Origin of the sequence: Actinoplanes sp. NPDC048791 (genome assembly GCF_040650095.1) — a bacterium.
GTDB lineage: Bacteria > Actinomycetota > Actinomycetes > Mycobacteriales > Micromonosporaceae > Actinoplanes.
Map to the genome: position 1 here is coordinate 1 of NZ_JBEZGQ010000388.1, position 7,268 is coordinate 7,268.

Annotated in this window: 7 protein-coding genes; 2 read left to right on the forward strand and 5 right to left on the reverse strand. The window is 71.5% G+C overall.

All coding sequences use genetic code 11. From position 1 onward, the window contains the following. Nucleotides 1-173: 173 nt before the first annotated feature. From AB0C29_RS25365 to AB0C29_RS25385, 5 genes are all read right to left on the reverse strand, one after another. Entirely contained in the window at nucleotides 174-611 is a 438-nt protein-coding gene (locus AB0C29_RS25365; RefSeq protein ID WP_360824703.1) for a hypothetical protein, read from the reverse strand. Continuing rightward, nucleotides 596-2,152, reverse strand: coding sequence for a hypothetical protein (locus AB0C29_RS25370; RefSeq protein WP_360824706.1), 1,557 nt, complete (start codon nucleotides 2,150-2,152; stop codon nucleotides 596-598). Before AB0C29_RS25370 ends, AB0C29_RS25365 begins: the two co-directional genes overlap by 16 nt. Nucleotides 2,153-2,340: 188 nt before the next feature. Continuing rightward, entirely contained in the window at nucleotides 2,341-3,513 is a 1,173-nt protein-coding gene (locus AB0C29_RS25375) for an acyltransferase (RefSeq protein WP_360824709.1), read from the reverse strand. 84 nt (nucleotides 3,514-3,597) lie between these two features. After that, the gene (locus AB0C29_RS25380; RefSeq protein ID WP_360824712.1) at nucleotides 3,598-5,328 is read right to left on the reverse strand and encodes a HAMP domain-containing sensor histidine kinase; all 1,731 of its coding nucleotides are present in this window, start codon (nucleotides 5,326-5,328) and stop codon (nucleotides 3,598-3,600) included. Then, nucleotides 5,328-6,020: a response regulator transcription factor gene (locus AB0C29_RS25385; protein WP_360824715.1), complete on the reverse strand. Its 693-nt coding sequence runs from the start codon at nucleotides 6,018-6,020 to the stop codon at nucleotides 5,328-5,330. Before AB0C29_RS25385 ends, AB0C29_RS25380 begins: the two co-directional genes overlap by 1 nt. 277 nt (nucleotides 6,021-6,297) lie before the next feature. On the opposite strand from AB0C29_RS25385, the gene AB0C29_RS25390 reads away from it, so the two are divergent. Both AB0C29_RS25390 and AB0C29_RS25395 read left to right on the forward strand, forming a co-directional pair. Continuing rightward, nucleotides 6,298-7,044: a hypothetical protein gene (locus AB0C29_RS25390; RefSeq protein WP_360824718.1), complete on the forward strand. Its 747-nt coding sequence runs from the start codon at nucleotides 6,298-6,300 to the stop codon at nucleotides 7,042-7,044. Beyond that, the coding region (locus AB0C29_RS25395; protein ID WP_360824720.1) for a hypothetical protein at nucleotides 7,044-7,268 on the forward strand (225 nt) is incomplete at its 3' end. The genes AB0C29_RS25390 and AB0C29_RS25395, both read left to right, overlap by 1 nt.

A 7,268-nucleotide genomic window follows, 5' to 3' on the forward strand; every position in this document is an offset into this window, starting at 1 on the left:
GAGCTGCCCGGCCAGACGGGCGATCAGGCCGGCCCCGTCGCCGCCGTCGTCGGCGGCCCGGCGCACCAGCGCGACCAGTTCGTCGGTCTCCGCACCGGCGTCCGCGCAGACGGCGAGCAGATCACCGGCGCGCACCACGAGCCCGGCACCGGGCAGGGGCTGTACACGCATGTTCATACCAGCCTCCCGCCGCGGAAGCGCCACCGCAGGAACGGCACCCGCATCGGTCCGTTGGCGACCAGCCAGACAACCACCCAGACCACGGCGAAGTGCGTGGCGAAGGCCCATCCGGGTGGCACGGTGTCGATCAGCGGGACCGCGCCGGCGCGCAGGAGCAACCAGAGCAAAACCCCTTCGGGTACGCCGGTGAGCAGCCCGAACAGTGAAGGCCAGTCCTTCTCCCAGCGGAACTGCATGAGCAGGTGGTACAGCGCTTCCCAGGCGATGCCGAGCACGGCCACCGCGGCCAGCACGACGAACGCCACCCGGTACCGCTCGGACAACGGTCCCGGCACCGGCAACAGCGGGATCAGCACCAGGGTGACCAGCGAGCCGACCAGCGCCAGCAGGAACAGCCGGGTCTGGATGCGGCCGATCAGGATCGGGACCATTGCGCACTCCCCTGCACCGGGCGGCCGAGACTCCAGCGGATCCACTGTGCGGTCGACCGCACCGGGCCGAGCCGCTTGCACCAGCCCCGGCGGGCCAGGTCGTCGGTGATCTCCTGGGCGGCCACCTGCAACCCGAGGAAGGTGTCCACGCCGGGGAAGTAGCCGCCGAGCGTGGCGGTGCCGGAGGCGTAGACCGCCCCGTCACCGTTGGCCACGCCTTTGACCTCGAAGGTCCGCTCCACATCGAGCCGGCCGAGCGGGTTGCGCCCGGCGCCGCCGTGGGTGAGCAGGTCGTCGAGGACCCGGTGCTCCGCGATGTCGGCCTCCAGCCCGGTGCAGTCGATGATGTAGTCGGACTGGATGTTCTGCAGGCCGTCCTCGCGCCGGACGATGCTCAGCACGGTGCCCTCCGGGCCCGGCCGGACCTCTTCCACGGTGCCCTGGAAGGCGCGGTACCAGCCGGCGTTGCGGCCGGCCCGCATCTGCTGCTGCCAGCGGCGCCGTTTCGGCGTGTTGGTGCCGCCCATCCGGCGGTATTCGGCGGCCCGCTCGTCGCCCTCGAGCCGGCGCATCCTGGCCTTGAGCTGCCCGCCCCAGACCGACTTCGGATAGTTGAAGCCCTGGTAGGCGAAACCGTGGCCGCCCCGGCGCCGGGACCACAGGTGCGGGCCGTGCGCGCCGGCCACGAACGTGCGGAAGATGTGCACGATCTCGGTCTGCAGCCCGTGCCGTTCCCGGTCGTCCATCAGCCGCTGCAGCACCCGGGACGCGACGATCCCGCCACCCCGCACGACCACCGTGCCGGGCGAGGTCTTGAGGAACTCGTAGACGTGCTCGTGCGGCTCGTACGCGTTGACCACGTGGTGGAAGTCGCGGTGCTTCTCGCGGAAGGCCTGCAGGTCGGGCAGGAACCGCAGCCCGGGATAGCCGACCGCGAGGTGCACGAACCGGGACCGGTACGCGATCCGCTTGGTCGCGCTCGTGCCCGCCGGCGGGGTCAGGATCGTGAAGTAGCCGCCGCCGACCCGGCGACGCACCATCCGGACCACACCCTTGACCAGCATCTCCGGGTAGGCGATCCGCGCCGCCTCGCGCTCCAGGCTGGCGAAGACGTCGCCGGCCCGCGGGGTCCAGTAGTCGGCGAAGATCGGCTCCCCGAGCACGTGCACCAGCGGTCGCAGCGTCCGGTCCCGCCACGCCTCGGCCAGCGCGTACGAGGGGAAGCCCCAGATGTTGTCCGGCCGCGAGGAGGAGTCCGAGCGGATCCGCTCCGGTTTCGGGATCTGCGACACCCGGGTCAGGTACTGGTACGTCTGCCACGGATGGTCGATGTTCGACAGCACCGCGATCCGGTTCGTCGGCACCCCGGCGATGCGCAGATAGTCGACGGTGACGAAGGAGCCGATGCCGCCGCCGACGCTGACGAACGGGATGTCGCGGACCTCGATGCCGGATTCCTCGACCATCGCGTCGGACCACTGCGACTCCCGCAGCAGCCTGGGCGTCAAGTCACCCGGCGCAGCGCCCTGTTGCAAATCCATACTGTTTCCCCCGTTGTGCCGGGCAGTCATCACGCCCGATGTCCCCATACGGGTACCACACGCTGACAACGCGGCGTCGTTCCTCCGTCACGCCGCAGGCCACACCATCCGCACCTGCTGTGCCTTCGCTGACGGGCTCTGCCGGATCGCCGCGCACACGCGCCTCACCCGCGGTGCTCGACGGGCCGTCACCCGTGGGCCCGTCCGACAGCTCCGCTTTCCTCTCCCGGCGCGCCGACCCGCGAGCCCAGCGCGCCGACCGGCGCGCCGGGTCCATCGGCCATCGACACGCCGGCCGGGGACCGCACCGGTCCGGTGGCGATCAGGCGGCGCAGCGCCGGGCCGAGCGGGCGTTCGACCAGGCGGTGGACCAGCCAGGCGGCGACGAGCAGCACCAGGATGGCGCCGGCGACGAGCAGCGGCACCGGGAGACCGGTGCGGTCGTAGGCGTACCGGATCATCGTGTAGCCGATGCGCGGATGCAGCAGATAGAACGGGTACGACACGGCCCCGGCCACGGCCAGCCAGCGCCAGCTCCAGCGGTCGGTGTGCCCGAGCGCGATCACCAGCAGCACCGCGAACCCGAGCGTGATGATCAGCAGCCCCGGCCCGACCGGCACCGCGAAGCCGGGGTTGGCGATCAGCACGCGCTCCCGCACGCGGACCAGGCTGAGCACCCACGACGCGGCAAGCAGCAGCCCCAGCGGCAGGGTCATCCCGTGCCGGCGGATCAGATAGAACGTCATGCCGGCCACGAAGTACGGCGCGTACTGCGGCATGACCAGCTCCGCGAGCGGCACCCCGGCCGGTACGACGACGGAGGCGGCCAGCCAGCCGACGCCCAGCGCGAGCACGCGGCCACGGGTGAGGCCCAGCGCGATCATGACCATGAAGAGCAGGTAGAAGCGCAACTCGTACCAGAGCGTCCAGTAGATGGTGTCGACGTAGGGCACGTTCAGCGGCGCGGCGAGCATGGTGAGGTTGACGGCCACGTCACCGCCGGTCAGGCCGTGCGGCAGCGGGATGCCCTCGGTGAGCGGGAACCAGGTCATCACGGCCGTGGTGATCAGCACGCACGCCCAGAACGCCGGGTAGAGCCGGCCGGCCCGGGAGGCGAGGAAGGCGCGCGGGCTGCGGTCCCAGCCGCTCATGCAGATGACGAACCCGCTGATCATGAAGAACACCTCCACGCCGAGGTTGCCGTAGATCAGCACCGAGTTCACCGCCTGCGGCAGATGCGTGCTGGTCGGCCGTACGCCGTCCACCGACCAGGCCATGCCGAGGTGATGGGCGGCCACCACCAGCGCGCACAGCAGCCGCAGCCCGTCCAGGGCGAGCAGACGATCCTTCGTCGCAGCCACGATCGGCCGCCTCCTGTCTGTTCTGCGTAGTCCATCGCCGCGAGTGGCGCAGCCACCGACGGTGCGGAAGGGGTGATGCGTGGGTCAGTCCCGGGCGGGCAGGCGGATGGTGAAGGTACTGCCGTGGCCGGCGCGGCTGGTCGCGGTGACGGTGCCGCCCTGCGCGCCGACGAGGTCACGGACGATGGCCAGGCCGAGGCCGCTGCCGCCGGTGTGCCGGTTGCGGGACCGGTCCGCGCGCCAGAAGCGGGTGAAGACGTGCGGCAGATCGTCCTCGCTGATCCCGTCGCCGGCGTCGACGACCTCGATCACCAGATCGTCGCCGTCGAGACGGGAGCGGACGGTCACGGTGGCGCCCGGCGGGGAGTGCCGTACCGCGTTGGAGAGCAGGTTGCCGACGACCTGGCGCATCCGGAGCGGGTCGAGCATCACCTCGGGATCGCCGACCGGTTCGGTCACGATCGTGACGTCCCCGGAGCGGCTGCCGTGCACGGCGGCGACCTGGTCCAGCAGCTCGTTGACGTAGACCAGCTCCGGGTGCAGGCGCAGCTGCCCGGCGTCGGCCGCGGCGAGGTCGCGCAGATCATCGATGATGTGCTGGAGCACGTCGGCCTCATCGGCGAGCAGATCCAGCAGCTCGGGGTCGGGGTCCGCCACCCCGTCCCGGGTGGCCTGCAGCCAGGCACGGATGTTGGTCAGCGGCGTACCGAGCTCGTGCGCGATGTCGTTGACCATGGCCTGCCGCTGCCGTTCGCCGGCCTCCCGGCGCTCGGTCAGGTCGTTGAACGCGGCGGTGAGCCGGCCGATCTCGTCCCGGCCCCGGATCGGCAGGCGGGCCGCGCCCTGCTCCGCGGCGCGGGTGAGCGCGCGCAGCGGCCGGGACATCCGTACGCCGACCAGCAACGTGATCGCGACGGCGACCGCCAGCACCAGCGCCGAGACGCCGGCGATCCCCATCGTGCTGGCCCGGGAGAGGTCGAAGACCGGGCCGGTCACCGATGCCGCGTCGTGGATGTAGAGGATCGCGCGCGGGGCCACGTACGGCCGGAGCTGCATCCGGCGGGCATCATCGATGCAGGCCCGGGTGTCCGACCCCGCCGGGGCCCGCCCGGTCCAGGTGAAGCCGAGCTGCACGGTGACCGTGCCGTCTCCCAGGCAGGCGTTGGTGAGGGCGGTCAGCTCGTCCAGCGCCCGCTGCTCGGTGGGGGTGGGGATGTCGGCGCCGGACTCGCGCAGGCAGCCGGCCAGCTGAGCGTCCGATGCGTCGTCCGAGTGCAGCGTCGGCCGGCCGCCGGTCGCACGGGAGACCCATGCGTCCATGTCCTTCCCGAGCAGGCAGGACTCTGCCGCCAGCACGCGCTCGGAGACGGTCTCCAATGCGGCCTTGGTGAGCCGGTACGGACCGACCGCGCGCCAGTCGATACCGCGCCCGGGCTGGTCGTCGGTGAGGTAGCCCTCGAGGTTGAGCGGGTCGACCAGCGCCGACCGCCGGGCCGGCAGGACCGTCGACGTCTCCGAGCCGGCCAGGAACTCGCCTTCCGGGTAGGACAGCGAGATCGGCCGGCCGGTCCGCGCGGCGAGTTCGACGAGCAGCGGCCGCACCGCGGACCAGTCGGTGTGCGTCGCGGCGTAGGCGACCACCTCGTCGTAGATCATCACCTCGCCGTCGGAGATCCCGTGGTACTGCGCCTGCACGATCGCGCGCGTGGTGCTCTGCGCCGCGAGCCACGCCGTGGCCGTCACGGCGCACAGCATGACCACCAGAGAGAGGGCCAGCAGCCGCGCGACCAGGCTGCGGTGCAGCGGGACGCGCATCACCGCGACCCGTCCGTGAGCTGGTAGCCGACGCCGTAGACGGTCAGCAGGTAGGCCGGGCGGCGCGGATTCGGCTCGAGTTTGCGGCGCAGCCTCATGACGTGCATGTCGACGGTACGGTCGGTGGCCGCGGCCTCGAAACCACGGGTCCGCTCCAGCAGCTGCGCGCGGGTGAACACCCGGTCCGGCGCGGCGGCCATCGCGGCCAGGATCTCGAACTCACCGAACGTACAGTCCACCCGGAGCCCGCCGCTGGTCACATGCCGGCCCCGGACGTCGACCACGATCTCGCCGACCCGAAGCGCGGCATCCGGCTCGGCCGGCGCCCACTGGGTGCGGCGCAGCATCGTGCGGACGCGCGCCATCAACTCCCGCGGGTTGTAGGGCTTGACCAGGTAGTCGTCCGCACCCGCGTCCAGTCCGCGCAGCAGGTCGTCCTCGTCGCGTCGGGCGGTCAGCATCAGCACCGGCACGTTGCTCTCCCGGCGCAGCACCCGGCAGACCTCGACGCCGTTCAGCTGCGGCATCATCACGTCCAGGATGACCAGGTCCGGCGGGGTCAGCCGAACCTGCTCGATCGCATCCCGGCCGCCGTGCACCACCGAGGCGCGGTACCCGCTCGCTTCCAGGTACCGCCGGACCACCTCGGCCTGCCGGACGTCATCCTCGGCGACCAGCACATGAGCACGCACAGCAGCGACTATAGGCAGCCGGGGCCCGGCAGCGGCCGATCATGACAATGCCGATACAACCGGCGTCACCGGGCCGGCCGGTGGGTTGAGTCGTCGGGCAACACACGCGGGCGCCGCGGTGGGCGGTCGCGTACCACTCCGCCGTCCGGTCCTGACCACGCGGGGATCGGTCGGTGTGCGCAGCTTTGTCGTTTGTGGATGATGTCCGACCAGGGATCGAGAAGGATCTTTCCGCTCCGTAACGTGTGTCACACCAAGAGTGAGCGGGGGGATCTCTATGGCAGTGCGGACGATCGATCGCGAGGCGGTCCGAGCGTGGCGCCCACGATCCGGCGGACGACTCGTCGCGCCCGACGGCAGCACGCTGACCGTCAAACACGCCGACTCCGGCCTGATCGAGCCGTGGTTCACCGAGAACCGGGTCCGGTTCAGCGGAACTCCCGAGGCGAGCAGCATCGGGGGACGCGCATTCGAGACCGGTCCGGCAGGCACTGTGGACGGTCACGTCGCGGTGCTGCTGAACGGAAAGTACGTCGCCGAGTACCCGGCCCAGGGCGGCACCTACCTGCTCGCTGCCAACGTCGACGGATCGGTCGGCCTCGTCGCGTGGCAGGGCCGCTGGCACGAGGCGTACTGCTGGGTCAACGAACCGCGCGCGACCCACGCGCAGATGCTGAGCAAGCTCGACGATCTCACCTTCGCCGACGCCCCGGCGGGGCTCCAGGTGGGGTTGCCGTCCGGGCAGTCGTGGCAGCGGATCACCGCGTTCAAGCACCTGCCACCGGTCGGTTACCTCACCGTCCGCAAGGCGGCGACCGAAGAGGCGAGCCTCCCGGCCTGGTCCGGTCACCGGGTGGCGGTCGGCGAGGTGTGGCGGCAGATCAGTGACGCCAAGGAGGCCGCACCGAAGCCCGTGATGGTGTGCGCGACGCCGACCGCGGTGGCCACGCTGAATCCACGGGAGAGTTCCGAGGACGAGGCCCTCGCCTTCCTGACCGGACTCAGCGCACTGCACTGGAAGTAGTGGCGGCGCTCGCGGCCCTGGTCCTGCTGATCGTCGTTCAGGCTGGGGCGACTCTGCTGGTCGTGGCCGGGTTCCGGCACCACCGTCACCCCCCGATGCTGCGCCACCACCTGCGCGCGCACCGGATCGTTCCCCGCCGGTGGATCGACGCGGTCGCCCGGCTGCTGCCGGCGGGGGCGGTCGGGATCGGCGTCGCCGCCGCCATCGCGCCGGTGCACTCCGCC